Origin of the sequence: Lysobacter sp. CA196, assembly GCF_052078695.1 — a bacterium.
Classification (GTDB): domain Bacteria; phylum Pseudomonadota; class Gammaproteobacteria; order Xanthomonadales; family Xanthomonadaceae; genus Lysobacter.
Map to the genome: position 1 here is coordinate 65,340 of NZ_JBQJIN010000014.1, position 24,367 is coordinate 89,706.

A 24,367-nucleotide genomic window follows, 5' to 3' on the forward strand; every position below is an offset into this window, starting at 1 on the left:
CCGGGACTCGGGACTCGGGACTCGAAAGGCAAAAGCCGACGCTTCAGCGCTCTCGAGTCCCGAGTCCCGAACCCCGAGCCCCTGGATTCAATCCACGTACAACGAACTCACCGACTCGCCGAAGGCGATGCGGCGGATCGTTTCGGCCAGCAGCTCGGCGACGCTGAGCTGGCGGATGCGGCCGGTGGCGCGGGCCGCGGCGGTCAGCGGGATGGTGTCGGTCACCACCAGCTCGTCCAGCTGCGACTTCATTACGTTGTCGATCGCCGCGCCCGACAGCACCGGGTGGGTGCAGTAGGCGACGACTTTCAGCGCGCCCTGCGCCTTGAGCGCGGCCGCGGCGGCGCACAGGGTGCCGGCGGTGTCGACGATGTCGTCGACCAGCACGCAGGTCTTGCCCGACACGTCGCCGATGATGTTCATCACCGTGGCGACGTTGGCGCGCGGGCGGCGCTTGTCGATGATCGCCAGGTCGGCATCGTCGAGGCGCTTGGCGATCGCACGGGCGCGGACCACGCCGCCGACGTCGGGCGACACCACGACCATGTTGTCGGTGCCGTGCGCGCGCCAGATGTCGGCGAGCAGCAGCGGCGAGGCGTAGACGTTGTCGACCGGGATGTCGAAGAAGCCCTGGATCTGGTCGGCGTGCAGATCGACCGTGAGCACCCGGTCGGCGCCGACGGCGCCGAACATCTTGGCCGCGACCTTGGCGGTGATCGGCACGCGCGAGGAGCGCGGGCGGCGATCCTGGCGGGCGTAGCCGAAGTACGGCACCACCGCGGTCACGTTGGCCACCGATGCGCGCTTGAGCGCGTCGATCAGGACCAGCAGCTCCATGAAGTTCTCGGCGGTCGGCGCGTTCGTCGACTGAATGACGAACACTTCCTGACGCCGCACGTTCTCTTCGATCTCGACCTGCACTTCGCCGTCGGAGAAACGCCCGACCAGGGCCTTGCCGAGCCGGATACCGAGTTCCTTGCACACCGCCTCGGCGAGCGGACGGTTGGCATTACCGCTGAATACCAGCAGGTTTCGATCGTTTTGCACTGTCTTCTCCGCTTCGCTCTGACCGTGGCGGCTGGTGATGATTGGGAGGTGGGGAATCCACGATTCCCAACTCCCGGCATTCGATGGCAGGGGCGGTAGGATTCGAACCTACGAATGCCAGGATCAAAACCTGGTGCCTTGGGCCTCTTGGCGACGCCCCTGCGGAAGATTTGCCTCGAGCGCGGCACACAGCGCGGAACGCCCTGCACCACCCGCCGTCCAGGCCCGTAGGCCGGAAGGCAGTTCCGCCAGCGCTGCCTCGGCGGATTCGCGCTGCGCGAACTCGACGAAACACCCGCTGCCAGAGCCGGTCAGGCGTGGCGAACCGATTTGCGACAACGCGGCGAAGGCGGCCTCGACGGCAGCTTCGCGCTTGCGCAACACCGGCTCGAACGCATTCCCGAGCGGCTTACCCGAAACGAAGTCCGACATTGTCGCGGGCGCAGCATCCCGCGTCAATTCAGACGATTGAAACAAGGCCGCGGTGGGCGCATGAACGCCCGGGTCGACCAGGACGTACCAGGCCGGCGCCAACTCGATCGGCTGCAGGGCCTCGCCGACGCCTTCGGCCCAGGCATTCTCACCTCGCACGAAGACCGGCACGTCGGCACCGAGGCGCAGCCCGAGCTCGGCCAGCCGGTCGACGCCCAGATGCGTGCCCCACAAGGCATCCAGGGCGACCAGCACGGTCGCCGCATCGGATGAACCACCGCCGAAACCGCCGCCAGCCGGAATGCGCTTTTCGATGACGATATCGGCACCTTGACCGCTGTTCGCCTCCTTTTGCAGCAATAGCGCGGCCCGGACGGTGAGATCGTCGTGCTCGGCCACGCCCGCCACCAAGGCGCCGTGGCGGACCACCCGCCCGTCCGCGCGCGGGCGCAAGCGGATCGTGTCGCCCCAGTCTAGGAGACGGAATACGGTCTGCAGCAGGTGGTAGCCATCGGCGCGGCGGCCGGTGATGCGCAGGAACAGGTTCAGCTTGGCCGGCGCGGGCCAGATCGACCAATTCGACTCGATCGGATCGGTCGGCTCGGAGAGGGGGGCGGACATGATCGGATCGCAGCTCGGTCGGGCGTTAAGGGGGCTGGGGCGAAAGCTCGAGGGTCGAAAGCTCGGAATCAGCGGCCGGCGCCGTCGGACGCCTGCGCAGCCTCCGCACCCTGCCACTGATCGACGATCAGGCGCACGCGCGCATCGCCGCGACGCGCGTCCAACCGCGACGGCAGGTCGCCGCTGAGCGGCCATTCGTAGGCGATGCTCCAGCCGGCCTGCTCGATCGAAAGCGGGCGCCCGTCCGGGCCCGCCGCGATGCGCGGTGCAGCGCCGCCGGCGGCCGGCAAGGCGCGCAGCCAGTCTGCCAGGGCCTCGACCGGAATATCCCAGCCGGTCGCTTCGTGCAGCACCGCCGCGGCGTCGGCGCCTTCGCGCGGGCCGCCTTCCAGACCTTCCAGACGCGCTTCGCCCGGGCCTCCGGCGAGGCGCCAACTCTGCCGGGTCACCGGCGCGCTGAGGGCGACTTCGTAGCGCTCGCCGCGCTGGTTCCATTCGATCCGGCCGCTGCCGCCCTTGCCTGCGTTGGACACGGCGATGCGGCCGGTCAGCGACCACTCGCCGTCGGCGCGGACCCGGGCGATGCGCCCGGCTTCGCGCTCGGCCGCGACCGCCGTCGGCAACACCTCGGGCGGCGAGCGCTTGACGCCCTGCCCGGCGCAGGCGCCGAGCAACAAGGCCAGCACCGCGACCGCGACCGGCCTCGCCGGGCGCGAAATAGCGTGCGCCTTGGGACGCGAACCGGGCGCGCGCGCGCTCACAGGCCGAGCTTCTTCAGCGCGCGCGACAGCGAGCGGTTGTCGGGGTCGATCTTGCGGGCCTGCTCGAAATACTTGCGGGCTTCATCCTTCTTGCCGCTCTGCCACAGCACTTCGCCGAGATGGGCGGCGATTTCGGCGTCTTTCTGCATGGTCAGGGCGCGGCGCAGCTCGGTTTCGGCTTCGCTGACGCGGCCGATCCGATACAGCACCCAGCCATAGCTGTCGACGATCGCGTAGTTGTCCGGCTCGGCGGCGCGCGCGCGCTCGATCAGCTCCAAGGCTTCCTGATAGCGCGTGGTGCGGTCGGCCAGGGTGTAGCCGAGCGCGTTGAGCGCGGCGATGTTGTCCGGCTCGGCGACCAGGATGCGGCGAAAATCGGCTTCGGCGCGGGCGATGTCGTCGCGGCGCTCCCAGCTCAGGGCGCGGGCATAGAGGATTTCCGGCTCGTCCGGAAACGCGGCCAAACCGCGCGCGAACGCATCGTTTTCGCCGGCGTCGTTCTTGTCCTCGCCACGCAGATTGGCCTCGACGATGTAGGCATCGCGGCGGGCGTCGTCGCCGGTCGAGGCGTCGGACTGGATCGAGCGCAGATTGGCGTAGGCCTCGTCGTTGCGCTTGAGCTTGTGCAGCACGTTGCTGCTGCGCAGGCGCGCGATCGAACGCGGCTGTCCGGCGGGAACGCCCTGGTACCAAGCCAGGGCCTCTTCATAACGTTCGAGGAATTCGGCCAACTGACCCAGCAGCAGGCGCCGCGACGGGTCCGGCTTGGCCGCGTTCTCGCGCAATTCGTCGTAGAGCTTGGTCAGGGTCGGCTTGTCTTCGGCGCGGGCCAGGTAGGACGCGCGCAGCGAATAGGTCTGCTCGTCCTGCGGGCCGCGCGCCAGGGTCGCGGCGACCGCCTGGAAATCGTTCAGCGCCTCGTACTGTTCGGCGATCAGCGCGCGCAGATTGCTGTCGCGATCGGCCAGCGCGACGATGCTCTGCAACATCTGCCGGGCTTCGTCGTTCTTGCCCGACTCGCGCAACTGGCTCACCCGCAGCAACGCCACGCGCGGCTCACCGGGGAAGCGGTCGACCACTTCGGCGACGATGCGCTCGGTCAGCTTGGGCTGGTCCAGGCGCTGCGACAGGCCGCCGAACGCGACCCAGGCCATCAGGTTGCCGGACGGGATCTTGCCGCCGTCGACGAGCTTCTCGAGCACGCGCGCGGCCTGTTTCGGGTCCTTCGAGCCGGAAGTCAGCACGATCAGGGCCTGGCGCCAGCCGGCCTCGGGGTCGCTCTCCATCAGGGCGTTGAGCTGGCGCAATGCGGCACGGTCGTCGCCGCGGCGCAGCGACAGGGTCGCTTCGGCGGCGCCGATCGAGCTGCCCTTGCCGCCGAGCTTGCGCCACAGCCCCAGGGCGTCGGCGGCGAGCGCGTCCTGCTTGGCGACGATGGCGATGCCGGTCGCGCGCTCGGCCAGGCCGACGTCGTTGGCGGCACGCGCGGCCTTGAGATAGGCCTCGGCGGCTTCGTTCAGCTTGCCGGACTGGAGCGCGAACTCGCCGCTCAGCAGCGATTCGAGCGAGGCGCCGGTCGGGTCCTTGGCGGCCCGCGCCTGGATCGTGGATTTGGCGCTGGCCAGAACGGCGGCCGACACCGGCGTCGACGGCTCGGCGGCGGCGCTGCCGAGCCAGCCGCTCAGGGCCAGGGCCAAAACCGCGGTCCGCTGGCCCCGCCGCGGCGCGCCCGACCGGCGCGAACCGAAGCCGGCGCAGGCGCGCTGCGAGGCCTCGGCCGAGTCGTCGCGGCCGTCATCGTTGCTATCTATTGGACCGATCGAGCAAATCGAATCGTAGAGAACCACGTCGGGACCAGTGGGCCGGTAGAATGGCGGCCTTCAGCAGCCCGCAGCTTATCGCAAGCACCTGAACCGATGTCCCGCGACGCACGCCGCCTCATGAAACTTCTTTGCGTCGCCGCGACGGCGGTTTACCGCGTCCGCCGCCCGGGAACGAAGCGCACCCATCGATGAGTCTGTTCGTTCTAGGCATCAACCATCAGACCGCGCCGGTCAGCCTGCGCGAACGCGTGGCGTTTTCCGGCGAAACCGTCGCCACCGCGCTCGACGCCTTGCGCGCGCTCGCCCCGGTACGCGAGGTGGCCTTGCTGTCGACCTGCAACCGCACCGAGCTGTACGCGGTCGCCGACGACGACGGCCGGGCCCTCGCCGACTGGCTGGCCACCCACCCGGACGACGTCGGCGATCTGCACGCCTACCTTTACCGTCATCGCGATGCCGATGCCGTGCGCCACCTGTTCCGGGTCGCCACCGGGCTCGACTCGCTGGTGCTCGGCGAGCCGCAGATCCTCGGCCAGGTCAAGGATGCCTGGGCGACCGCGCGCGCCGCCGGCACCCTGGGCAGCCAGCTCGACCGTTTGTTCCAGCAGGCCTTCTCGACCGCCAAGCGCGCGCGCACCGACACCCGCATCGGCGCCAACCCGGTGTCGGTCGCCTCGGCCGCGGTGCGCCTGGCGCAGGAGTCGTTCGCGCGTTTGGAAGACTCGACCGTGCTCCTGGTCGGCGCGGGCGAAACCGTCGAACTGGCCGCGCGACATCTGGTGCAGGCCAAGGCCAAGCGCCTGCTGATCGCCAATCGCACCCTCGCCCACGCCCAGGACCTCGCCACCCGCCACGGCGGCGTGGCCCTGCCGCTGAGCGAACTCGAACGCCACCTGGGCGAGGCCGACATCGTGCTGTCGGCGACCGCGAGCCGCGAACCGATCCTGCACCGCGCCCAGGTCGCCGCCGCGCTCGCCACCCGCAAGCACCGGCCGATGCTGTTGCTCGACCTCGCCGTGCCGCGCGACATCGCCGCCGACGTGGCCGAACTGAAGGACGTGTTCCTGTACACCGTCGACGACCTGGAACGCGCGATCGAGGACAACCGCCGCAGCCGCCGCGAAGCCGCGACCGAAGCCGAGGCCATCGTCGAGCTTCAGGTCGCCCGCTTCGTCGAGACCCTGGCCGCGAGCACGCGCACCGCACCGATCAAGCGCCTGCGCGACCACGGCGAGGCCGCGCGCGAGGAAGTACTGGCGAAAGCGCGTCAGCAACTGGGCGCCGGGCAGGACCCGGCGGAAGTGCTGAACTTCCTCGCCCACACGCTGACCAACCGCCTGCTGCACGCCCCGACCGTGGCCCTGCGCGAAGCCGCGCTGAGCGGCAACCCGGAGCTGGCGCGCGCCGCGGACAAGTTGTTTCCTGCGTCGGGACTCGGGACTGGGGATTCGGGACTCGGAGAGGCCAGGGCCGGCGATACGGAATCGAACGACGGCCGTTAGCGACGCGCTACGAGCGCCCTGCTTCGCTGTTGCCGTTACGAGTCCCGAATCCCCAGTCCCGAGTCCCGCCTGAATGTCCCCTACCCTGCGCCGCAAGCTCGAAGCCCTGGCCGAACGCCGCGAAGAACTCGAACGCCTGCTCGCCGACCCCGGCGTGATCGGCGACAACGGCCGTTTCCGCAAGCTCTCGCGCGAGTTCGCCCAGCTCGAACCGGTTGCGGTGGCATTGGCCGAGGAAGCGCGCGCCAAGGCCGACCTCGCTGCGGCCGAGGCGATGCGCAATGATCCTGAGCTGCGCGAGTTGGCCGACGAGGAAATCGCCGACGCCCAGGCGCGCCTGGAACGACTCGACGTCGAACTGCTGGCGCATCTGATCCCGAAGGACGCGCGCGACGAAGGCGACCTGTACCTGGAAGTGCGCGCCGGCACCGGCGGCGACGAAGCGGCGATCTTCGCCGGCGACCTGTTCCGCATGTACGCGCGCTACGCCGAGCGCCAGGGCTGGAAGGTCGAGATCGAGTCGTCGAATGCCGGCGAGCACGGCGGCTACAAGGAAATCATCGCCCGCGTCGAAGGCCGCGGCGCTTACTCGAAGCTCAAGTTCGAGTCCGGTACCCACCGCGTCCAACGCGTGCCCGAGACCGAATCGCAGGGCCGCATCCACACCTCGGCGGCCACGGTGGCGATCATCGCGGTCGAGCCGGAAGGCGAACCGATCGAGATCAACCCGGCCGACTTGAAGGTCGACACCTTCCGTTCTTCGGGCGCGGGCGGCCAGCACGTCAACAAGACCGAGTCGGCAATCCGCATCACCCACATCCCCAGCGGCGTGGTGGTCGAGAACCAGACCGAGCGCAGCCAGCACGCCAACCGCGACAAGGCCCTCAAGCGCCTGCAGGCGATGCTCGCCGACGCCGCGGCGGCGAAGGCCGCGGCCGCGCAGGCGCAGGACCGGCGCCTGCAGGTCGGCAGCGGCGACCGCAGCCAGCGCATCCGCACCTACAACTTCCCGCAGGGCCGCATCACCGACCACCGCGTCGAAGGCCTGACCCTGTACGACCTGCCCAACATCGTCGCCGGCGATCTCGACGGATTGATCGGGCGCCTGATCCACGAGCACCAGGCCGACGAACTGGCGCGCTTGTCGGCGGGTTGAGGCGGCCCGCTTGCGGGAGAGGGCCAGGCCGAGGGCCCGCTTGCGGAACAAAGCCGCTTCATTCAAATCGAAGCGCCCTGTTCCATCGCCGACTACAGCGCGTCCCAATGGAGCCATATAGCGCCCACCGCCTGAGCCAAAGACACCGCACCTTGTGCGCCGCTGCGCGATTCGTCGAAGTCGCGCCACGCAGTCATGACGCCGCGCGCATTCAACGGCCATAATCCGCCCTCTCCCGCCGGATGCCCGCCATGAGCCTCTCAGTTCGCCGCGCAACCCTCGACGATCTCGATCTGCTGGCGCCGCTGTTCGATCGCTACCGGCACTTCTACACGCACAGCCACGACGAAAGCGTCTCGCGCGCCTTCATCGGCGAGCGCCTCGGCCGGGGCGATTCGGTGGTGCTGCTTGCGACGCTCGACGGCGTCGACGGCGCCGGCTTCACTCAGCTGTACCCGACCTTCTCCTCGGTCCGCGTCGCGCGCGTGTGGGTGCTCAACGATCTGTTCGTCGATCCGGCCGCGCGCCGGCGCGGCGTCGCCCAGGCCTTGCTCGACGCCGCCACCGGTTTCGCCCGCGCCGATGGTGCGGCGCGGCTGGAGCTGGAAACCGACCACGACAACCTCACCGCCCAGGCGCTGTACGACGGTGTGGGCTGGCAGCGTTACGACGGCACCCAGCGCTATCACCTGCCGCTCGATGCGGCCTGACCACGCCATGCGCAACGGCTCCATGCTGAGACCCGCGGTGCCCGCTCCCGTCGCGACGCCGGCGCCATGAACGACCCGCGCCTAGAACTGCGCCATGCGCTGCAACGCAATCCCGGCGATGCCATGGCCTGGATCATGCTGGCCGAGCATGAACTCGACGCCGGCGACGCGCAGAGCGGCGAAGCGGCGGCACGGCGCGCGTTGAACTTGCGGCCGGGCCATCCCGAGGCGCTCGCGCGCCTGGGCCGGGCGCAATGGATGCAGGGCCGCCGCGACGACGCCGTGACCAGCCTGCGCGCGGCCGCACGCAACGCACCGCAGCACCCGGGCATCGCGGTGTGGCTGGCGCATGCGCTCGAAGACATCGGCGATGCCGAAGGCGCGCTCGAGGCTTATACCCATGCCTATGCCCTGGCGCCGCGCGAACCGCAGCTGGCCGCCTATCTGTTGGCGTGGCGGCGCAAGCTTTGCGATTGGCGCGATCTCGATGCCCTCGCCGGCCAGGTTCGCGACGCGGTCGCACGCGCGCAAGCCTCGGTCGAACCCTTCGCCTTCCTCAGCGAAGACGCCAGCGCCGCCGAACAACGCCGCTGCGCCGCGCTGCGCGCGAGCGTGATCGCCGGCAGCGTGCGGCCTTTGCCGCCCGCACCGCAGAAGGACGCCTCGGCGCCGATCCGGGTCGGCTTTCTTTCCAACGGCTTCGGCGCGCATCCGACCGGCCTGCTGATCGTCGCGCTGCTCGAATCGCTGCAGCGGCGCGGCGGCATCGACCTGCACCTGTTCGCGCTCAACCGCGACGACGACAGCGCCATCCGCCGCCGCCTGCATGCCGCCGCGAACGCCTTGCACGACGTCGCCATGCAACCGCACGCCCAGGTCGCCGCGACGATCCGCCGCGCCGGCATCGACGTGCTGTTCGACCTGCGCGGCTGGGGCGGCGGCGGTGCCCCGGAGGTGTTGGCGATGCGGCCGGCTCCGGTGCAGGTCAACTGGCTGGCGTATCCGGGCACTTCGGCGGCGCCATGGATCGACTACGTACTGGCCGACCGCTACGTGCTGCCGGAATCGCTCAGCGCCGATTTCAACGAGACCGATTTCAGCGAGGCCGATTTCAGCGAGACCGTGGCCTGGCTGCCGCGCTGCTTCCAGCCGTCCGACACTACCCGCGAGGCGGCCATGCCGCCGAGCCGCGGCGAATGCGGGCTGCCCGACCAGGGCGTGGTGTTCTGCTGCTTCAACAACAGCTACAAACTCAACCCGCGCAGCGTCGCGCGCGCCTTGGCGGTGCTGCGCGGCGTGCCCGGCAGCGTGCTATGGCTGTTGTCCGGGCCCGGCCGCGCCGACCAGCGCCTGCGCGATTTCGCCAACCGCCAGGGCATCGCGCCCGAGCGCCTGGTGTTCATGCGCAAGCAGCCGCACGCCGATTACCTGGCGCGGCTGCGCCACGCCGACCTGTTCCTCGACACCGATCCCTACAACGCCCACACCACCGCCTCCGACGCGATCTGGGCAGGCTGCCCGGTGTTGACCCGCCCCGGCGCGACCTTCGCCGCGCGGGTGGCCGGCAGCCTCAACCACCACCTCGGCCTGGAATCGATGAACGTCGCCGACGACGCGGCCTTCGTCGCCCGCGCGGTCGCGCTCGGCAACGACCCGGCCGCGCTGCAGGCCCTGCGCGCCGAACTCGCCGCGCGCCGCAGCGACAGCGGCCTGTTCGACATGGACGGCTTCGCCGTCGATTTCGCTGCGATGGCCATGGCGATGGCGCGACGGCAGCGCAAGGGCGAGGCACCGGCACCGTTGCGCGGACCGGCGCGCTGAGCTACCGAAAGTGCGACGCGCTCGAACGGGCTCGCCGATGCGATAACGCCGGCCCCGACTTGATCCACCTCCACCCGGTTTGCGCTAGGCTGCGCCCATGACCGCAGACCGCGATTTCATCCCCCTCTCGCTGTGCGTGCTGACCGTTTCGGACTCGCGCACCCTGGCCGAAGACAGTTCCGGCGACTATCTCGTCCAATCCCTCACCCAGGCCGGCCATCGCCTCGCCGAGCGCAAGCTGCTGCCCGACGACCGCTATAAATTGCGCGCCGCGGTGTCGCAGTGGATCGCCGACGAAACCGTCGACGGCATCCTGGTCACCGGCGGCACCGGCTTCACCGGCCGCGATTCCACCCCCGAGGCCCTGCTGCCCTTGCTCGACAAGGAAATGCCCGGCTTCGGCGAGCTGTTCCGCGCGATCAGCTACGACGAAATCGGCACCTCGACCCTGCAATCGCGCGCCTTCGCCGGCCTGGCCAACGCGACCTTTTTGTTCTGCCTGCCGGGTTCGACCTCGGCCTGCCGCACTGCCTGGGAAAAGATCGTCGGCGCGCAGCTCGACGCGCGTACCCGGCCGTGCAACCTCGCCACCCTGCGTCCCCGCCTCAAGGAGTGATCGGCATGCCGCTCGACACCACCCTGCGTCTGTTGGCCAAGGCCCGCGGCCTCAACGCCACCGACATCGCCACCGCGATTCCGCGCGCCGGCGTCGCCACGGTCAGCGCCTGGCTGCGCGGCGACAAGCTGCCCGGCAAGGACCAGCTCGATGCGCTCGCACGCGCCTTCGGCGTGCCGGCCGGCGCGCTGCTGTCGGAACTCGCGAGCACGTTCGACCCGGCCCGCACCCAGGGCGAACACGACCTGCTCGCCGCCTACCGCGCGCTCAACACCCGCCAACAGGGCGCCTTGCTCGAAGTCGCCACGGGCATGGCCGGCACCAAGCGCAGCGCCGCACCGCGTGCGGGCACGGCCAAGAAGGGCAAGCGATGAGCAAACTCAAGCGCAAGGACTACGAAGCGCAACTGGAAGCCCTGCAGTTGGAGCTGGTGGCGATGGCGCGCTGGCTGCAGCACAGCGGCCGCCGCGTGGTGGTGCTGCTGGAAGGCCGCGACACCGCCGGCAAGGGCGGCGCGATCGGTGCGATCTCCGACCACCTCAATCCGCGCCAGTGCCATATCGTCGCCCTGTCCAAGCCGAGCGAGCGCGAAAGCGGCCAGTGGTATTTCCAGCGCTACGTGCCGCACCTGCCGGCCGCGGGCGAGATCAGCCTGTTCGACCGCAGCTGGTACAACCGCGCCGGCGTCGAGCAGGTCATGGGCTTCGCCAAGCCCGAACAGGTCAAGGCCTTCCTGCAACAGGCGCCGGTGTTCGAGAAACTGCTGGTCGACGACGGCATCCTGCTGTTCAAGTACTGGCTGTGCTGCGACCAGGAGCAGCAGGAAGAACGTTTCGCCGAACGCCTCGACGACCCGCTCAAGCGCTGGAAGCTCTCGCCGATCGACCTGCAGGCGCGCCGGCACTACGACGACTACACCCGCGCCCGCGAGGCCATGCTCAAGGCCACCCACAGTAAACATGCGCCGTGGACCCTGGTCGATTTCAACGACCAGCGACAAGGCCAGCTGACCTTGATCCGGGACTTGCTGGCGCGCCTGCCCGACACCCGCCTGCCGGATTCGGAACTCGAATTCGCGCCACTCAAGGGCAAACCGTCGAAAGAGAAATACGGTGTGCTGAAGCCGGTCCGGGCTGGCAAGAAGGGTTGAGTCGTTGGCTGGAGCGCTGCGCGCGGCGGCCCGACTCCGTGCGAATCCTTCCCTGTAGGAACGAGGCCTCACGGGATTTCCTTTGTGCATAAGTCGCGACTGCGAGCCGTCAATCTTGCGCCGATGCCGGCCGCCGCCCGTCAGGGTAGGAGCGGCGCGAGCCGCGACCGCCATGCTTCGGTCTCGCTTCGCCGGCTTGGGCTCTTTGTAGGAGCGACGTAAGTCGCGACGCAGGACGTGCAGAGATTACGAGGCCGTCGTCGTTCATCGAAGCGGCGTGCTCTCGCAGGGTAGGAGCGGCGCAAGCCGCGACATCGTTGCGACGGTCTCGTGGCGTGACGCTCACCTAAGATCAAGATCAAACGCCAAAAGCTTCCGCCACTAAAGCGGCGGGTTACTTTCCTTTGTCTAAAGCAACAAAAGAGAGGTAACCAAAGAAGTTGCTTTTCTTTGAATCACAGGCCCGCACGGCCGATGCCGACGCAGGGATCTACATACGGGACATCCTTGTCCCGATGAAAAATTGCCCGCATCCCTGCGGGCTGCCCTGCGGGTCTTCTATGGCCTTCGCTAGTGCTCGGCGACGCAAAGCCAGGGCCACCACTGGGAATCCGAACGCGGCACCGCCATCCCCTAGGAGCGGCGCAAGCCGCGATCACGAATCTGCGGCTGCCGGCGCGGGCGATCAAGGTTGCGTGGTCGCGGCTTGCGCCGCTCCTACCCAAGAGCAGCGACGACCGTTGCCGTTGCCGTTGCCGTTGCCGTTGCCGTTGCCGTTGCCGTAATGAGCTTGGCGTAGCCACGAACTCGCGATGCGACCGTAGACCCGGAGGGCGCCGCACAGGACGTGCGGCGTTTTTCGATAGGACAAGGATGTCCTATCGAAAAATCCCGGCGTCAGCTGCGTACTCGCAGGGGAGCTTCGTCAAGGAAGGCCTTTTCTTTGGTTAGCTTTCTTTTGGGCCAGCAAAAGAAAGTAACCCGGCCGCGTCAGCGGACGGAAGCTTTGCTCTTGCTTGTGCCTCTAAAGAAACAAAGATAAAACGCCAAAAGCTTCCGCCACTAAAGCGGCGGGTTACTTTCTTTTGTCTAAAGCAACAAAAGAAAGCTAACCAAAGAAAAATACTTTGCTTTGAATCACAGGCCCGCACGAGCGGTGCATCCGCGGGAATTTTTCATACGGGACATCCCTGTCCCGATGAAAAACGGCGCGCATCCCTGCGCGCCGCCCTCCGGGTCTTCGATTACCTTCGCTAGTGCGCGGCGACGCACAGCCAAAACCAAAGCTCCAAGGACTGCGACGCTATCCCCTGTAGGAGCGGCGCAAGCCGCGATCACGAATCTGCGGCTGCCGGCGCGGGCGATCAAGGTTGCGTGGTCGCGGCTTGCGCCGCTCCTACCCAAGAGTAGCGACGACCGTTGCCGTTGCAGTTGCCGTTGCCGTTGCCGTTGCCGTTGCCGTGAGAGCTTGGCGTAGCGCCGAGCTCGCGAGAACACCTGGGAACCCGAAGGGCGGCGCACAGGACGTGTGCCCGGCTTTTGAACAAAATGAACCGATAAGACAGGGATGTCTTATCGGAAAATCCCCGCGTGCGCTGCAAACTCGCAGGGGAGCTTCGTCAAGGAAAGCCCTTTTCTTTGGTTAGCTTTGACCGAAGGAACTCCCTGTGGGACTTTTGGGCCAGCAAAAGAAAGTAACCCGGCCGCGTTAGCGGACGGAAGCTTTAGATCTTGATGTTGCTTCACCGCTCTGCGGCAACAAACGCCGCAACCGGACACAGCGCGGTCGCGGCTTATGACCGAAGGAAATCCCGTGAGACGCCGCTCCTACAGAGGGACGCCGCGAGACCGATGCATCGCGGTCGCGACTTGCGTCGCTCCTACCCTGGCGATAACACGCCACTTCGGCAAATGGCGACAGCCTCGTTACCTCTACGCATCCCGCGGTCGCGGCTCACGCCGCTCCTACAGGGAGCCTCGTCCGGCAACGCGGCAAGACCGATGCACGACGCGCGGCCACGCCGCCACTCACTCGCCCTGCGAACGCCGATACGGCTGGAACAACTGCAACAACTAAGGCTTCTGCGCCAATACCAGACTCACCCCGACACGCTCCTGCGCGCTCAACGCGGCATCGCGCGCCAGCAAGGCGTCGAACTCGCGCGCGACTTCGCCCAGCCGCTGCTTGAGCTGGCGAATGCCGGCGACGCTGAGCGCGCCGCTGAGCAGCAGCAACACATCCTGCTCGCCGTCGAATGGATCGGCGAAGTAGTCGCCGAGCATGCGCAGGCGGAAATGCCGCTCCATCGGGCCGTCGGCGCGCCAGCGGAAGTTGCGCGCGGTCAGCGGCCGGCCGCGGTTGCCGGGCATCAATTCGATGATGCCCAGCCGGTCCAGCCGCACCAGCAACGCCGTCCACTTGACGTCGTCGAAGGTGAAATGCGCCTGCACGTCGGCCTGTTTCCAGCGGTTCAAGGTCAGGAACAAGGCGCCAGCAGCAGCGCCGGATCGTCGACCAGGGCCTGTTCCTGCTCTTCGCTGAGCATGTCCATCGGCGCGCAGCCGCGGCCGGCCTCGGCGCTGAGTTCGACCAGGCCGATATCGAGCACGTCGCAGATCTGCTCCAGCCGCTGCAGGCTCATCGCCCGCCGCGAAAACATCCGCTTTACCGCCGCCTCGCTGAGCTTGAGGCGCACGGCCAGGTCGCGGTAGGTCAGGTCCTGGGCGCGCAGAAAACGCTTCAGGCCGTCGATCAGTTCGATGGAGATCGCCATGCGTATCAAAATACGCTACTGCACGGCGAATTCCGAGCCACTTTGTCGATGATTATTGCAATCGCCTCGCGCCCCATCGAGGGTGGCCTCGGACCTTCACGAGACGGTGCGAGATGCCAAGGATTGCGAACCGCATGTTTCCCCTCGCGCTGTCCGTTTCGGCCGCCGCTGGCCTGCTGGCAGGGACGCCGGCCTTTGCGGCGGTGCAGTCCGACGGCCTCAGCCACCAGTCCGAGCTCAGCCTCAACGCTTCGGTCGAAGTGCCGGTGGCCGCGACCCACGCTCTCTCGGCCGGAGCGAAATTCTCGGTCGCCGGCGTCGAGGCCAGTGCCAAGGGCGTGACGCTGACGGTCTCGGCGGTCGGCTTCGGTACCTCGTTCGCGGTGGTGTTGTCGGCACAGGCGGTCAAGCAACTCGGCCTCAGGGTCGGCCAGGCGCTGACGGTGTCGGCGGTCGCCGGCGGTTGGTTACTCAGCGGTGCCGACGGCAACCCGTTCTGCTTCATCCCCAACGAACCCGCCCGCACGCTGATGCACAGCGAGCGGATCGACGCATGAGCGCCCGCGGTCCGGCGCAAGCTTCATACCTATTCGCGGCCTGCAGGAAGCTCATGGTCGCGTGGGCGGTGGTGGTCCTGGGAGTGTTGCCTGCACAGGGACGTGCAGGCACTCGCTGCGAGAACCAGACCGTCACCCCAGAGAAACTGGCCGCCGCGGCGCAGACCGCGCTGACCGTCGCCGCAGCGCTCGAACAGCGCGACGCACCTGCCGCGCTGGTCGCCCGCGTCGGCACCGACCTGTCGGCGCAGGGCCTGGTCTACAGCCATGTCGGCTTCGTCGTGCGCGACCATGCCGCCGGCCGCTGGACCGCGGTGCATCTGCTCAACGAATGCGGCAGCGACCGCTCCGGCCTGTACACCCAGGGCCTGGTGAATTTCTTCGCCGACGACCTGGTCAACCAGGACGCGCGCATCGTCTGGCTGCAACCGGCTCAGGCCGAGCGCCTCGCTATGCGCCTGCGCAGCCTGCCGAGCCGCAACCTGCATCAGCCGCACTACAACCTGATCGCACGCCCCGGCAGCGCCGACTACCAGAACTCGACCGCATGGGTGCTGGAATTGTTCGCCGCGACCCTGGCCGACGCATCGGCGACCGCCAATCGCCGCGACGCCTATCGCGCCGCGCTCGGCGACGGCTTTCGCCCGGATCGCGTGCAGATCCCCTATTCCAAGCGCGTGCTCGGCGGTTTGTTCACGGCCAACGTCGCCTTCGGTGATCACCCGATCGGCACCCGCCTCGCCGGCGACTACCCGGTGGTGACGGTACGTTCGATCGTCGAGTACCTGGCGCGCGGCGGACACATCAGCGCGCAGCGCGAATGGCGCAACGGACGCTTGATGGCGTTGCCGGGCGCCTTGTAATTCCACCCGGCCGGCCTCCGGCCGACGCAGCTCAACCGCAGACGAACCCGTCGCCGGCTTCGTCCTCGCGCGCCGGCTCGCGCATCACGCGATCGACGCGCGCCTGCGCCGGGCCGTGGCCGAGCCATTCGGCCAGGCGCGCCACAGCGGCCTCGTCGCCGACCGCCAGCACTTCGACCGTACCGTCGGCGAGATTGTTGGCGTAACCACGCAACTCCAGGGCGAGCGCCTGCTCGCGGGTCGAGGCGCGGAACCACACGCCCTGGACCTTGCCGGCCACGAAGAAACGCGCCGCGCTCATGCCTTCGGCACGGCGACCTGGGCCGAAGCCTTGGCGATGGCGGCCTCGATCTTCTTGGCGTCGACCGGGCCGAGGAATTTCTCCGCGACCTTGCCGTCGGGCCCGATCAGATAGGTCATCGGCAAGCCGCGCGGCGTATCGAAGGCTTTCGGCGGATCGGCCACGTCGACGATCGCGATCGGATACGACACCGGGTGCTTCTTGAGGAAGGCCTGCATGTCGGCGAGTTCGATGTCCTCGTAGGCCAGGCCGACCACTTCGATGTGGTCGCGCATGGTGTCCAGCGCCGACAGTTCGGGCATTTCCTTGATGCAGGGCGCGCACCAGGTCGCCCAGAAATTCACCACCACCCAACGGCCGCGGCGCTCGCCGAGGTCGTAGGTCTTGCCGTCGATGGTCGCGATGCGCAGTTCGGGCGTGTCGGTGGCGGCATCGGCGAGTGGCGCATCGGCGGGCTTGGCATCGGCCGGCGTGGCGTCCGCGACCGGAGCCGGCGCAGGCTTGGCGTCGCTCGTTGCCGCCGGCTTGCCGTCGGCGGCCGGCGTCTGCGGCTGCTGGCAGGCGCCGAGCAACAGCACGGCGACGGCGAGCGCCGGGGCGGACTTCGGATGTCTCGGGATCATGTTCCTTCCTCTTCGGCGTGAATGCTGGACACGCGTCGTTTCATCAGCGCGCGCAGGGGCACACGCAGTTCGTCCATCGCCGCGACCGCGGACTGGCCCAGCGAGTCGTCGCGACAGGGCAACATCGCCTCGGCGATCGGGATGCGCAGGTTGCAGGCTTCGTACAACTCGCCGAGCGTGAGTTCGTCGAGATCGCGCGCGAGCAGCCACTCGCCGTTCTCGGCGCGGCGCACCACGCTGATCTCGCCGAGTTGCTCGAGCATCTGCTGGACCAGCGAATCGGTCAGCATCGGCTCCAATTGCTGGATATCGTCGATATGCAAGCCACGGCCGCGCTTGCGCGCTTCGTTGAAACGGGCGAGCAGGCGCAGCAGGCCGTACATCTCGAAACCGAGCGGCAGGCGCATCGAGGCGGGCTGGTAGCGGAAGGCCGAGATCGACGACGCCAGCGACGCGCCCAGCAATACCGCGATCCAGCTCAGATAGATCCACAGCAAGAAGATCGGCACGAACGCCAGGGTGCCGTAGATCTTCGAGTAGGAGCCGAAATTGCCCAGGTACAGGCCGATGCCGCCCTTGATGGTCTCGAACAGCAGCATCGCCAGGAAGGCGCCGGCGACCGCGTGCCGCCACTTGATCGTGCGGTGCGGCACCACCCGATAGATCGCGGCGAAGGCCAGCCATTCCAGCAGCATCGGCGCGACCCGCAGCAACAGGCTTTCGAGCCAGCGTCCGGGCTGGGTCGAGAACACGTCCATGGCGAAGAAGCGCGCCGAGATCGCCAGGCTCGCCGCGGCGATCAAGGCGCCGAGCGTCAGCACCGTCCAATAGACCAGGAAGCGGCCCAGGCGCGGGCGCGGCGAATGGATGCGCCAGATCCGGTTGAACGCCGACTCGACGCCGTTGAGGGTGATCAACAGCGAGACCACCAGGGCGATCACACCCGCGGTGGTCAACTGACCGGCGTTGGCCGAGAACTGCTTGAGATAACTCTCCACCGAGCGCGCCGCCGAAGGCACGAAGTTGGAGAAGATGTAGTCGCTGAGGCGGTCGCTCCATTCGCCGAACATCGGGAACGCCGACAGCACCCCGAACACCACCATCGACAGCGGCACCAGCGCGAACACGGTGGTGTAGGACAGCGCGCCCGCGGCCTGGAACAGGTTGTCGTCGAGAAAGCGGCGAGCCAGGAAACGGAAGAACGTCCCGGCGCGAGCGCGATCGCGCACCCGGTCGCTCCAGCGATAGATCGAGTCCAAAGGTTCCATCCGGCGCAGGGTAACCGATGGCGTGTCACGGGGGCATGGGCGGGGTTCGGCTGAGGTTCGCCGGGCTCAGGAAACCTGTGCAGCCCATGGCTCGGGATCATCAGGATCGGCCGGCGGCAGGCGCGTCGAAGCGAAGCCCCTCTTGCGCGAGGGGGCAAAACCAAGCGCCCCGCCCACTCCCCCGATTTAAGCACCCTCGCCCCCCAAAAAACTAACCGCCCTCCCCCCATCCTCTATCCTTGCCGTCTACAGGAGAGATCGATGACCGAAGTTCTGGTGCTCTATTACAGCCGCGGCGGATCGGTGGCGCGGCTGGCGCGGCAGATCGCGCGCGGGATCGGCGAAGTCGACGGCATCGCCGCGCGCGTGCGCAGCGTGCCGCCGGTGGCGGCGATCACCCAGACCGCGGCGCCGCCGGTGCCCGAGGACGGCGCGCCCTACGTCGAAGCCCGCGACCTGGCCGAATGCGCCGGGCTCGTGCTCGGCAGCCCGACCCGGTTCGGCAACATGGCCGCACCGGTCAAGCACTGGCTCGACGGGCTCGGCGCCGAATGGGCCAGCGGCGCGCTGGTCGGCAAGCCGGCCGGCGTGTTCACCTCGACCGCGAGCCAGCACGGCGGCCAGGAATCGACCCTGCTGACGATGATGGTGCCGCTGCTCCACCACGGCTGCGTGATCGTCGGCATTCCCTATACCGAACCGGTGCTCAGCACCACCCGCGGCGGCGGCAGTCCCTACGGCGCGAGCCACGTCGCCGGCACCCAGGACGACCCGCAGCTCAGCGACGACGAAGCGGTGCTGGCGCGCGCGCTCGGCCGCCGTGTCGCCGAACTGGTCGCCAAGGTGAGCCGGTGAGCGCCGCCACGCCGCGCCCTCGCTCCAATCTGGTCCTGCTGCTGGCCTTGCTGGGCTTGAGCGCGCTGTATGCGGCCTGGATGCTGTCGCCGCGGCATCTGGCCGCGACCTTGATCGTGTTCGTGCTGCCGCCGCTGCTGCTCGCGATCGGCGTGTGGCGGCAAAACCGCCACGCCGCCTACTGGGCCGGGGTATTGGCGCTGGGCTGGTTCAGCCACGGGGTGATGGTGGCCTGGTCGCGGCCGCCGGAACGCCTGCAGGGCTGGCTCGAACTGGCCCTGGCGGTGACCGTCGTGTTCGCCGCCAACCTGCCCGGCATCCAGGCGCGGTTCGGCCGGAAATCCTGAGCCAAGGCCTGCGATGTCCTGTCCAGGCAGGGTACGAACCGGCCCGGCCGCGGCGCTGGGCCTATAATCTCCGCCTCCCCGACCTCGCGACCTTACCCACGATGGACCAGCTCTGCATCGTCACCACCGGCGGCACGATCGACAAGATCTACTTCGACGACAAGTCGGACTACCAGATCGGCGAACCGCAGATCGGCCGCATCCTCGACGAGCTCGGCGTGGCTTTCCGCTACAGCGTGATCCCGATCATCCGCAAGGACTCGCTGCACATCAACGCCGGCGACCGCGAACTGATCCGCGCCGCGATCGCCGCGCAGGACGCGCAGCACGTGCTGGTCACCCACGGCACCGACAGCATGGTCGAGACGGCCAAGGTGCTGGCGACGATTCCGAACAAGACCATCGTCATGACCGGCGCGCTGAATCCGGCGCGTTTCCGCGGCTCCGATGCCGAGTTCAACATCGGCACCGCGGTCGGCGCGGTGCAGTCGCTGCCGCCGGGCGTCTACATCGCCATGAACGGCCGCATCTGGGACCCGAGCAAGGTGCGCAAGAACGTCGACGCGAACCGCTTCGAAGCGATCTGAGCGAAGCCCCGCGCCGACGCAACCTTGCTGCGCTGCGGTCCTGTTGCACTGCGGCGCTCCCGATCTATGTATTAGGATCGGGGGCTGCTCGATAGCAATGGTGATCGCGATGCGCGTACTCGTCCTGGCCTTGACGGTGTTGGCACTGTCGGCTTGTCAAAAACCTGCCGGCAGTGCCGATCCTACCCAGACCGATTCTACCCAGGCCGATTCCATGCCGACGGCCAAGAGCGACACCGGCCCGGCCCCCGCCGCATCGCCCGCCAATCCTCTATTGCCGCCGGAACGCGTGCTGCGCAGCGATGCGATCGGCTACGACGGCTTCAACGGCAGCGATCGAGCCGGCACCGTCAGCGCGAAGTTCGGCGCCGACAGCGCGAGCGTCCGCCAAGCCTGGGGCGGCGAGATGAAAGACAACCGCGACCAGCGCCCGGACGCGACCTGTCACCTGCTCTACCCGGTGCGCGGCGCAGTCACCCACCAGTACGGCTTCCTCATGGCCGGCGACAAGCTCGCCGGCATCGACGTCTACGACGCCAAGGCCATCGCCCCGGGCGGCGGCCGCATCGGCATGAGCATCGCCGAGATCAACCAGACCTATGCCGGCCAGACCCAACAGGTCGCCAACCCGAACTTCGAGGGCTCGGCCTTCATCGAGGTGGCCGCACCGCAGGCCAGGCACAGCCAGCTGACCTTCGAGACCGACGCGCTCGGCACGGTCACCCATTGGCGCATCAGCGAACGCGGCACCCTCGACACCAGCGAGAGCTGCACGCGCTGAGGCGCGGCTCCAAGCGCAGACGTCCAGAGCGGACGGCCCGGCACGGACGGTCCAGCGCGGACAGCAGGGCCTGGCTGGGCCGAATTGCGCCCATCCGGCGCGCCGGTCGGTACCGGGCCGCCACTCGTCGCGCAGGCGACCCGGAACATGGTCATTTTTTGTGACTTTCGTCACTATTGAATGGTCAATGGAGTCCGGAGCCATGCTCATCGCCTCGCCGCCTCCAATCCCGGCCTCGTGGGTCTTGCCCGACGCCACGGTCGAATCCGTCACCGTCCTGATCCAACAGGCGCGGCAAGGGCGCAGCGACGCCTGGAACCTGATCTACGCACGCATCTACCAGGACCTGCACCGGCTCGCGCGTTCCGAGCTGCGCCAGCGCGGCCGCCAGCCCTCGCCGTCGTCGGCCTCGCTGTCGCCGACTTCGTTGATCAGCGAGGCCTGGCTGAAGATGGCCGGCGCCGCCTCCACCGCGGAGAGCCGCTTTCATCTGATCGCCTTGATCGCCCGCGCCATGCGCTACGCCATCCTCGACGAAACCAAGAAAGCGGTCGCGAGCAAACGCGGCCGCGGCGTCGAATTCGTCGACATCGACGAAGACTTCAAGACCGGCGAGACCGCGCGCATGGAGGAACTGGTGCTGATGGATCAGTTGCTCGAACACCTGGGCAAGATCGACAAGCGCCTGGTCTCGGTGGTCGAGTTGCGCTACTTCGGCGGTTTGTCCGACCGGGAGATCGGCGCGCTGTTCGAGGTCAGCGAAGAACGCATCCGGCGCGAATGGCGGACCGCGCGCAGTTATCTGATCGCCCACCTCGGCGCGGTCCCGCTGCCCGATCCGCCGCTCGCCTGAGCCCTGTCCTCGCTCATGCCCTCCGTCGATGCCCGCGTGCTGTCGCTGTTTCGGGCGTTCATGGATCTGGACGCGCGCCAGCGCCCCGGTTTCCTCGCCGAGATACGCCACGACGATCCGCAGGCGCATACGCTGCTGTCCGCGATGATTGCGGCCGATGCGATCGCGCATCCGCTCGACGAACCGCTGCACCTGCCGGCTAACGCGCACGACGACACCGCGCCCGGCTCCGATACCGAAGGCGACGAACGCATCGGCACGCGTCTGGGGCCGTGGCGGATCGTGCGCAAGATCGGCGCCGGCGGCATGGGCATCGTCTACGAGGCCCAGCGCGACGACCGGCAATACCTGCAACGCGTCGCCCTGAAATGCGCACGCGTGGAACTGGCCTCGCCGCGTCTGGTGGAAGCGGTGCTGACCGAACGCAATCACCTGGCGCGGCTCCAGCATCCCAACATCACCGCCCTGCTCGATGGCGGGCTCGACCACGACGGCCATCCCTGGTTCGCCCTGCAATACGTCGAAGGCCTGCCGATCGACGAATGGTGCGACCGCTACCGCAAGACTCTCGAAGAACGCGTCGCCGTGCTGGGACAAGCCTGCGATGCGCTCGCTTACGCGCATGCCGAAGGCGTGCTGCACCAGGACCTGAAACCTTCCAACCTGCTGGTGACCGCCGAAGGCCGGGTGCAGTTGCTCGACTTCGGCCTGTCCTCGCCGCTGAGCGCGCATAGCGAAGCGGCCTCGATGCCGATCGCGCTGACGCCCGGCTATACCGCTCCGGAGATCGTCTTCCAGGGCACGCCGCCCAGCGTCGCTTCCGATCTGTATTCCTTCGGCATGGTCATGCGCCGGCTGTTGGCCGGCAGCAGTCCCTGCCAATCGCTGCTCACTCAGGCCAGCCGATGGATGCGCTCATCGCCTGCAGACGATGGCCTGGTGCAGGCGGCCATCGCGGCGCCGCCGGGCGTGGCCGAAAGCCGCGGCTTGTCCGACAACCGCGCCCTGGCCCGGCGCCTGGCCGGAGGTCTGGATGCGATCGTCGAGCGTTGCACCCAAGCCGATCCGCGTCGACGCTATGCCAGCGCGCAGGCGCTCGCCGAAGACCTGAAACGCTGGTCGCAGCAGCGCCCGGTCGATGCGCGCGACGGCGCCCGGCTCTATCGCGCCCGCCTGTTCCTGCGCCGCCATCGCCTGGCCCTGGGTCTGACCGCAGCCATCGTAGCGACGGCCGCGGTGGGCATCGGCGCGACCCTGTGGCAGGCGCAGCGCGCTCAGCGCGAAACCGAAGCCGCGCTCGCGGTCAACCGTTTGTTCGAAGACACCTTGGGCACGGCGACCTTGTCCGGCCTTGGCGATACGCCGTTCTCGTCGACCGAACTGTTGCGCAAGGTCGAGATGAAAATGCGCACACTCGATCTGGACGAGCAACCGCGTGTGTTCGCCGGCGCCCTGACCTCGCTGGCGCGCAGCCACGCGGTGATCGGCGATTACTCCGACGCCACCCGCCTGGCCGGCGAAGCCTCGCGGGTGCGCGACCGCGACGATGCCGCCTCGGCCGAAACCCAGGCCACGTTGGCCTCGCTGTTGAATCTGCAGGCGCGCCATCCCCAAGCGCGCGAGGTGGCACGGCAAGCCCTGCAGGCGCTGCCCGACGACGATGCGAACCGCGCCACCCGTCTGCGCTTGCTGACCGAAATCGCCCGCAGCGAATGGGAGTTGGTCGAACACGCGCAAGCCCAGCGCAGCCTCGACCGCGCCCTGGCGCTGGCGCGCGAGCGCCTCGACGTCGAGCCCGCGCCTTACGTCGAACTGCTGACCCTGCGTGGCCACTGGCATACGCGCTTATTGAACCTGTCCGCGGCCGAAGCCGATCTGCGCCGGGCGATCGCACTGTCGACCGGCCACCCCTCGCAGCTCGCCAATCTCGCCCGCGAACGGCTGGTGCGGGTGCTGACCGTGCAAGAGCGCTACGCCGAAGCGCAGGCCATCGCCAGGCAACTGCTCGACGACCGCCGCCGCAGCCTGGGCGAACGCCACCCGGACACCGGCCGCGCCTGGGTGGTGCTGGCCGACAGTCAATGCATCGGCGACCGGCCCGAGGACTGCCGCGCATCGATCGCCCGCGGCATGGAGATCCTGCGCGCCAGCTATGGCGAATCGCATCCCGAGTACGCCGAAGCGCTGCGCGTATCGACCCAGACTTATTTATTCGACGAGAACAGCTACGCCGAGCATCTGGACGAGATGCGGCGCGCCGTATCGATCGCGCGCGCCTCTTACGGCCCGAAGCACGAACTCAGGCTGCGCGCGGAAGCCGATCTCGGTGTGATGTTGCTGCATCGCAAACCGGTGTCCATGCCCGCCGAAGCGGCCACATCGCTGAAAGCGGAAGGCATGCAACAGCTCGCATCGGTCATCGCCGAAGCGAACCGACAGAAGACCCCGGTGTTCGCGCCCAAGCTCTACTACGCCCGCGCCTTGGCCGACCGCAACCGCGGCGACGATGCAGCGCAGGCCCTGCGCCTGCTCGCCGAAGCCGAAACGGATGCGAAGCGCTATTTCGGCGCATCGCACACCATGCGATTCCGGATTCCGTTCTCGCGAGCCTCGGTCAGCTACAACCTCGGCGATCTGCGGGCTGCCGAAGCGCAACTGATCGCGCTGACCCCACAAGTCGAAGCCGCCCTGCCCCAGGTCCATGCCCGCTTCGCGCTGACGAATATTTTCCAACTGCGCGCCAAGATCGCCTCGCAACAGGGCGACCGCGATCGAACCCGCGCCCTGCTGGTCCGCATGCGCGATACCGCCACCCGCTGGCTCGGGCCGGAGCATGCCTCCGCCCGCCTGGCGCGCGAGGCCTTGGACGAACTCGCGCGCACCGACTAACGACCTGACCAGGCGGATCGAGTCGGCCGT

24 protein-coding genes and 1 tRNA gene are annotated in these 24,367 nt (G+C 68.2%); 15 read left to right on the top strand and 10 right to left on the bottom strand.

The genetic code is table 11. From position 1 onward, the window contains the following. Window positions 1-87: 87 nt before the first annotated feature. The 5 genes from ACTOWK_RS14005 to ACTOWK_RS14025 all read right to left on the bottom strand — a co-directional run bounded on the left by ACTOWK_RS14005 (window position 88) and on the right by ACTOWK_RS14025 (window position 4,552). Complete coding sequence (locus ACTOWK_RS14005; protein WP_057918906.1) at window positions 88-1,047, bottom strand: ribose-phosphate diphosphokinase; 960 nt, start codon at window positions 1,045-1,047, stop codon at window positions 88-90. Between the two features lie 84 nt (window positions 1,048-1,131). Beyond that, window positions 1,132-1,208: transfer RNA gene (locus ACTOWK_RS14010), tRNA-Gln, on the bottom strand. After that, the gene (ispE, locus tag ACTOWK_RS14015) at window positions 1,171-2,100 is read right to left on the bottom strand and encodes a 4-(cytidine 5'-diphospho)-2-C-methyl-D-erythritol kinase (protein ID WP_441330742.1); all 930 of its coding nucleotides are present in this window, start codon (window positions 2,098-2,100) and stop codon (window positions 1,171-1,173) included. The genes ACTOWK_RS14010 and ispE overlap by 38 nt, the downstream gene beginning before the upstream one ends. A 68-nt stretch (window positions 2,101-2,168) precedes the next feature. Then, window positions 2,169-2,819, bottom strand: coding sequence for a lipoprotein insertase outer membrane protein LolB (gene lolB / locus ACTOWK_RS14020; protein ID WP_441330793.1), 651 nt, complete (start codon window positions 2,817-2,819; stop codon window positions 2,169-2,171). Between the two features lie 38 nt (window positions 2,820-2,857). After that, window positions 2,858-4,552, bottom strand: a complete 1,695-nt coding sequence (locus ACTOWK_RS14025; protein ID WP_441330794.1) for a tetratricopeptide repeat protein — start codon at window positions 4,550-4,552, stop codon at window positions 2,858-2,860. A gap of 320 nt (window positions 4,553-4,872) precedes the next feature. On the opposite strand from ACTOWK_RS14025, the gene hemA reads away from it, so the two are divergent. From hemA to ppk2, 7 genes are all read left to right on the top strand, one after another. Beyond that, window positions 4,873-6,186, top strand: a complete 1,314-nt coding sequence (hemA, locus tag ACTOWK_RS14030) for a glutamyl-tRNA reductase (RefSeq protein ID WP_441330743.1) — start codon at window positions 4,873-4,875, stop codon at window positions 6,184-6,186. 73 nt (window positions 6,187-6,259) lie between these two features. Then, the gene (gene prfA / locus ACTOWK_RS14035; RefSeq protein ID WP_441330744.1) at window positions 6,260-7,342 is read left to right on the top strand and encodes a peptide chain release factor 1; all 1,083 of its coding nucleotides are present in this window, start codon (window positions 6,260-6,262) and stop codon (window positions 7,340-7,342) included. A 251-nt stretch (window positions 7,343-7,593) separates the two neighbouring features. Further along, window positions 7,594-8,052: a GNAT family N-acetyltransferase gene (locus ACTOWK_RS14040; RefSeq protein WP_441330745.1), complete on the top strand. Its 459-nt coding sequence runs from the start codon at window positions 7,594-7,596 to the stop codon at window positions 8,050-8,052. 66 nt (window positions 8,053-8,118) lie between these two features. Further along, window positions 8,119-9,873, top strand: a complete 1,755-nt coding sequence (locus ACTOWK_RS14045) for an O-linked N-acetylglucosamine transferase, SPINDLY family protein (RefSeq protein ID WP_441330746.1) — start codon at window positions 8,119-8,121, stop codon at window positions 9,871-9,873. 97 nt (window positions 9,874-9,970) lie between these two features. Next, on the top strand, window positions 9,971-10,489 hold the full coding sequence (gene moaB, locus ACTOWK_RS14050) for a molybdenum cofactor biosynthesis protein B (RefSeq protein ID WP_441330747.1): 519 nt from the start codon (window positions 9,971-9,973) through the stop codon (window positions 10,487-10,489). A 5-nt stretch (window positions 10,490-10,494) separates the two neighbouring features. Next, a complete protein-coding gene (locus tag ACTOWK_RS14055) occupies window positions 10,495-10,863 on the top strand; it encodes a helix-turn-helix domain-containing protein (protein WP_441330748.1) in 369 nt (122 codons plus the stop codon). Further along, a complete protein-coding gene (ppk2, locus tag ACTOWK_RS14060; protein ID WP_441330749.1) occupies window positions 10,860-11,639 on the top strand; it encodes a polyphosphate kinase 2 in 780 nt (259 codons plus the stop codon). The genes ACTOWK_RS14055 and ppk2 overlap by 4 nt, the downstream gene beginning before the upstream one ends. Before the next feature lie 2,073 nt (window positions 11,640-13,712). Here the strand turns inward: ppk2 and ACTOWK_RS14065 are convergent. Together ACTOWK_RS14065 and ACTOWK_RS14070 are read right to left on the bottom strand one after the other, a co-directional pair. After that, window positions 13,713-14,126: a hypothetical protein gene (locus ACTOWK_RS14065; RefSeq protein ID WP_441330750.1), complete on the bottom strand. Its 414-nt coding sequence runs from the start codon at window positions 14,124-14,126 to the stop codon at window positions 13,713-13,715. Continuing rightward, complete coding sequence (locus ACTOWK_RS14070) at window positions 14,117-14,413, bottom strand: helix-turn-helix domain-containing protein (protein ID WP_441330751.1); 297 nt, start codon at window positions 14,411-14,413, stop codon at window positions 14,117-14,119. Before ACTOWK_RS14070 ends, ACTOWK_RS14065 begins: the two co-directional genes overlap by 10 nt. 134 nt (window positions 14,414-14,547) lie before the next feature. Between ACTOWK_RS14070 and ACTOWK_RS14075 the strand changes: the two genes are divergently transcribed. After that, complete coding sequence (locus tag ACTOWK_RS14075) at window positions 14,548-14,970, top strand: hypothetical protein (protein WP_441330752.1); 423 nt, start codon at window positions 14,548-14,550, stop codon at window positions 14,968-14,970. 53 nt (window positions 14,971-15,023) lie between these two features. Further along, window positions 15,024-15,833, top strand: a complete 810-nt coding sequence (locus ACTOWK_RS14080; RefSeq protein WP_441330753.1) for a DUF2145 domain-containing protein — start codon at window positions 15,024-15,026, stop codon at window positions 15,831-15,833. Window positions 15,834-15,864: 31 nt separating this feature from the next. On the opposite strand, the gene yccX is transcribed toward ACTOWK_RS14080, so the two are convergent. The 3 genes from yccX to ACTOWK_RS14095 are packed head-to-tail and all read right to left on the bottom strand — an operon-like array spanning window position 15,865 to window position 18,025. Beyond that, window positions 15,865-16,134, bottom strand: coding sequence for an acylphosphatase (gene yccX / locus ACTOWK_RS14085; RefSeq protein WP_441330754.1), 270 nt, complete (start codon window positions 16,132-16,134; stop codon window positions 15,865-15,867). Then, window positions 16,131-16,757, bottom strand: coding sequence for a TlpA family protein disulfide reductase (locus ACTOWK_RS14090; RefSeq protein ID WP_441330755.1), 627 nt, complete (start codon window positions 16,755-16,757; stop codon window positions 16,131-16,133). Before ACTOWK_RS14090 ends, yccX begins: the two co-directional genes overlap by 4 nt. Further along, window positions 16,754-18,025: a YihY family inner membrane protein gene (locus ACTOWK_RS14095; protein WP_441330756.1), complete on the bottom strand. Its 1,272-nt coding sequence runs from the start codon at window positions 18,023-18,025 to the stop codon at window positions 16,754-16,756. The genes ACTOWK_RS14090 and ACTOWK_RS14095 overlap by 4 nt, the downstream gene beginning before the upstream one ends. 261 nt (window positions 18,026-18,286) lie before the next feature. Here ACTOWK_RS14095 and wrbA point away from each other — a divergent pair, with 261 nt between their 5' ends. From wrbA to ACTOWK_RS14125, 6 genes are all read left to right on the top strand, one after another. Then, window positions 18,287-18,880 carry an NAD(P)H:quinone oxidoreductase gene (gene wrbA, locus ACTOWK_RS14100; RefSeq protein WP_441330757.1) on the top strand — a complete coding sequence of 198 codons (594 nt, stop codon included), beginning with the start codon at window positions 18,287-18,289 and terminating at the stop codon, window positions 18,878-18,880. After that, complete coding sequence (locus tag ACTOWK_RS14105) at window positions 18,877-19,227, top strand: DUF2069 domain-containing protein (protein WP_441330758.1); 351 nt, start codon at window positions 18,877-18,879, stop codon at window positions 19,225-19,227. The genes wrbA and ACTOWK_RS14105 overlap by 4 nt, the downstream gene beginning before the upstream one ends. Window positions 19,228-19,328: 101 nt before the next feature. Beyond that, the gene (locus ACTOWK_RS14110) at window positions 19,329-19,814 is read left to right on the top strand and encodes an asparaginase domain-containing protein (RefSeq protein WP_031373731.1); all 486 of its coding nucleotides are present in this window, start codon (window positions 19,329-19,331) and stop codon (window positions 19,812-19,814) included. 109 nt (window positions 19,815-19,923) lie between these two features. Then, a complete protein-coding gene (locus ACTOWK_RS14115) occupies window positions 19,924-20,595 on the top strand; it encodes a hypothetical protein (RefSeq protein ID WP_441330759.1) in 672 nt (223 codons plus the stop codon). 202 nt (window positions 20,596-20,797) lie between these two features. Then, on the top strand, window positions 20,798-21,448 hold the full coding sequence (locus ACTOWK_RS14120) for an ECF-type sigma factor (RefSeq protein WP_441330760.1): 651 nt from the start codon (window positions 20,798-20,800) through the stop codon (window positions 21,446-21,448). A gap of 15 nt (window positions 21,449-21,463) precedes the next feature. Beyond that, on the top strand, window positions 21,464-24,337 hold the full coding sequence (locus tag ACTOWK_RS14125; protein ID WP_441330761.1) for a protein kinase domain-containing protein: 2,874 nt from the start codon (window positions 21,464-21,466) through the stop codon (window positions 24,335-24,337). Window positions 24,338-24,367 lie beyond the last annotated feature (30 nt).

Coding starts and splice junctions, on each gene's coding strand:
- ppk2 (WP_441330749.1), top strand. CDS start 10,860: ATGAGCAAACTCAAGCGCAAGGACTACGAAGCGCAACTGGAAGCCCTG.
- ACTOWK_RS14040 (WP_441330745.1), top strand. CDS start 7,594: ATGAGCCTCTCAGTTCGCCGCGCAACCCTCGACGATCTCGATCTGCTG.
- ACTOWK_RS14120 (WP_441330760.1), top strand. CDS start 20,798: ATGCTCATCGCCTCGCCGCCTCCAATCCCGGCCTCGTGGGTCTTGCCC.
- ACTOWK_RS14110 (WP_031373731.1), top strand. CDS start 19,329: ATGGACCAGCTCTGCATCGTCACCACCGGCGGCACGATCGACAAGATC.
- yccX (WP_441330754.1), bottom strand. CDS start 16,134: ATGAGCGCGGCGCGTTTCTTCGTGGCCGGCAAGGTCCAGGGCGTGTGG.
- ACTOWK_RS14070 (WP_441330751.1), bottom strand. CDS start 14,413: ATGGCGATCTCCATCGAACTGATCGACGGCCTGAAGCGTTTTCTGCGC.
- ACTOWK_RS14115 (WP_441330759.1), top strand. CDS start 19,924: ATGCGCGTACTCGTCCTGGCCTTGACGGTGTTGGCACTGTCGGCTTGT.
- hemA (WP_441330743.1), top strand. CDS start 4,873: ATGAGTCTGTTCGTTCTAGGCATCAACCATCAGACCGCGCCGGTCAGC.
- prfA (WP_441330744.1), top strand. CDS start 6,260: ATGTCCCCTACCCTGCGCCGCAAGCTCGAAGCCCTGGCCGAACGCCGC.
- wrbA (WP_441330757.1), top strand. CDS start 18,287: ATGACCGAAGTTCTGGTGCTCTATTACAGCCGCGGCGGATCGGTGGCG.
- moaB (WP_441330747.1), top strand. CDS start 9,971: ATGACCGCAGACCGCGATTTCATCCCCCTCTCGCTGTGCGTGCTGACC.
- ACTOWK_RS14075 (WP_441330752.1), top strand. CDS start 14,548: ATGTTTCCCCTCGCGCTGTCCGTTTCGGCCGCCGCTGGCCTGCTGGCA.
- ispE (WP_441330742.1), bottom strand. CDS start 2,100: ATGTCCGCCCCCCTCTCCGAGCCGACCGATCCGATCGAGTCGAATTGG.
- ACTOWK_RS14125 (WP_441330761.1), top strand. CDS start 21,464: ATGCCCTCCGTCGATGCCCGCGTGCTGTCGCTGTTTCGGGCGTTCATG.
- ACTOWK_RS14080 (WP_441330753.1), top strand. CDS start 15,024: ATGGTCGCGTGGGCGGTGGTGGTCCTGGGAGTGTTGCCTGCACAGGGA.
- ACTOWK_RS14095 (WP_441330756.1), bottom strand. CDS start 18,025: ATGGAACCTTTGGACTCGATCTATCGCTGGAGCGACCGGGTGCGCGAT.
- ACTOWK_RS14090 (WP_441330755.1), bottom strand. CDS start 16,757: ATGATCCCGAGACATCCGAAGTCCGCCCCGGCGCTCGCCGTCGCCGTG.
- ACTOWK_RS14045 (WP_441330746.1), top strand. CDS start 8,119: ATGAACGACCCGCGCCTAGAACTGCGCCATGCGCTGCAACGCAATCCC.
- ACTOWK_RS14055 (WP_441330748.1), top strand. CDS start 10,495: ATGCCGCTCGACACCACCCTGCGTCTGTTGGCCAAGGCCCGCGGCCTC.